This is a genomic window from Gillisia sp. JM1, assembly GCF_000424645.1.
Lineage (GTDB): Bacteria > Bacteroidota > Bacteroidia > Flavobacteriales > Flavobacteriaceae > Gillisia.
Genome location: NZ_AUKH01000013.1, coordinates 1 through 2,029, shown reverse-complemented (window position 1 = coordinate 2,029; position 2,029 = coordinate 1). Strand labels below are relative to the sequence as shown.

4 protein-coding genes are annotated in these 2,029 nt (G+C 39.2%); all 4 read right to left on the bottom strand.

From position 1 onward, the window contains the following. Window positions 1-137 precede the first annotated feature (137 nt). Window positions 138-479, bottom strand: coding sequence for a hypothetical protein (locus H033_RS0103275; RefSeq protein WP_026837010.1), 342 nt, complete (start codon window positions 477-479; stop codon window positions 138-140). Further along, on the bottom strand, window positions 472-615 hold the full coding sequence (locus tag H033_RS21960; protein ID WP_231367538.1) for a hypothetical protein: 144 nt from the start codon (window positions 613-615) through the stop codon (window positions 472-474). Before H033_RS21960 ends, H033_RS0103275 begins: the two co-directional genes overlap by 8 nt. Window positions 616-763: 148 nt before the next feature. Then, window positions 764-1,105: a hypothetical protein gene (locus H033_RS0103265; protein WP_026837011.1), complete on the bottom strand. Its 342-nt coding sequence runs from the start codon at window positions 1,103-1,105 to the stop codon at window positions 764-766. Then, complete coding sequence (locus H033_RS21955; protein ID WP_231367537.1) at window positions 1,090-1,848, bottom strand: transposase; 759 nt, start codon at window positions 1,846-1,848, stop codon at window positions 1,090-1,092. Before H033_RS21955 ends, H033_RS0103265 begins: the two co-directional genes overlap by 16 nt. Window positions 1,849-2,029 lie beyond the last annotated feature (181 nt).

Genomic DNA, 2,029 nt, shown 5'->3' with positions numbered 1-2,029 from the left:
AGAGCAGCCAATCCTGTGAATGCTCTTTTTGCGTCCAATCTTTGAAGTCGCTAAGATGATTTTTGTAGTGGTACTGCAGCGCTTTGCCATTGGTCTTATAATAGTCACCAAAGCGTTTAGCACTTACAGCGTGGGTATCAAGCGATACCTTTTAAAAAAGAGGCAAACTCGTTAGTTATCCGAGTGCCTTTAGCTATTAAGTTCCAATCTCTTTTTACTATCTCTCCTGTATTGACCAGGGTCCAGCGCCTCCGTTTTATATGGAGCAATACGGATTTACCCCTTAGCGGAAAATCTTCAACCGTTATCTCTGGTAAGAAGCCTTTGGATTGTGCTATTTCAGATTGATGTTCTTTGGGTAGAATGTTCTTCTCTTCTAAATAGAAATGAACCTTGTCTGTTGATGATTTATGACTGATGATCTCGAAGTATTCCAATATGCCTTCTGGCAATAAATAGCGGGCTAATTCTTTATCCAAGTTCTAAGTGTTTTGCTTGCAAAGATACATTTCTCCCCAAGTTTTTTCCTTGATCCTTGGCTACTTTGTTTGTTAGAATAGTGTAAAGCTCACCGTTGGATAAAGAGGTTTCATCTAAACTCAAATATTTGCCCAAGTTCTTTCCATAGAGCAGCCAATCCTGTGAATGCTCTTTTTGCGTCCAATCTTTGAAGTCGCTAAGATGATTTTTGTAGTGGTACTGCAGCGCTTTGCCATTGGTCTTATAATAGTCACCAAAGCGTTTAGCACTTACAGCGTGGGTATCAAGCGATACCTTTTAAAAAAGAGGCAAACTCGTTAGTTATCCGAGTGCCTTTAGCTATTAAGTTCCAATCTCTTTTTACTATCTCTCCTGTATTGACCAGGGTCCAGCGCCTCCGTTTTATATGGAGCAATACGGATTTACCCCTTAGCGGAAAATCTTCAACCGTTATTTCTGGTAAGAAGCCTTTGGATTGTGCTATTTCAGAATGATGTTCTTTGGGCAGTATGTTCTTCTCTTCTAAATAGAAATGAACCTTGTCTGTTGATGATTTATGACTGATGATCTCAAAATATTCCAATATGCCTTCTGGCAATAAATAGCGGGCTAATTCTTTATCCAAGTTCTAAGTGTTTTGCTTGCAAAGATACATTTCTCCCCAAGTTTTTTCCTTGATCCCTCGTAGTGCAGTTGTACGGATCTTGCAATGGTATTGAAAGACTTAAATTCGGAATTTTCGACTTTGTTGTACCAGTGTGCCAATTTTAGCCTAGCTACATCTTTGTTCGTGTTGTTTCTAAAAACATGGCTTAGCCCTTGAGAGAAGTTGTATGCTTTTTCAATAGTTGGGTATAGATCAAATAATATTTCAGCCCTTTCTATTTGTCTTGCTGTCCATTTGGTTTTTGATTTGAACAATAGATATCGGCCTCTAGCGAGCAGCTGCCTGTGCGTGTCCCCATTACCGAGAAGCTCTGGTTTATATGTTTTTTCATTTTTCCTGGCTTCTTCAATAGCTTTGTTTTCTTCTTCTATAATTTCCCACCTTAATCGGATACGTTCTTCTTGCACTGCTTCTGAGGCTAATTTTTGAACATGAAACCTATCTGTAACTATTTCGGTTTTAGGGAAACATTTTTTAGCGATCAAATTCATGCTCCCGGCCATATCCACAGTGACTTCCTTTACCATATTGCGTCTTTCTACTGGGATTCCCTTTAGTACCTCAATGACATCATCTGCTTTGGTTCCTTTAACAATGGCCACTATGCTGCCTTTCTTTCCCTTGGCTACTTTGTTTGTTAGAATAGTGTAAAGCTCACCGTTGAATAAAGAGGTTTCATCTAAACTCAAATATTTGCCCAAGTTCTTTCCATAAAGCAGCCAATCTTGTGAATGCTCTTTTTGCGTCCAATCTTTGAAGTCGCTAAGATGATTTTTGTAGTGGTACTGCAGCGCTTTGCCATTGGTCTTATAATAGTCACCAAAGCGTTTAGCACTTATAGCGTGGGTATCAAGCGATACCTTTTAAAAAAGAGGCAAACTC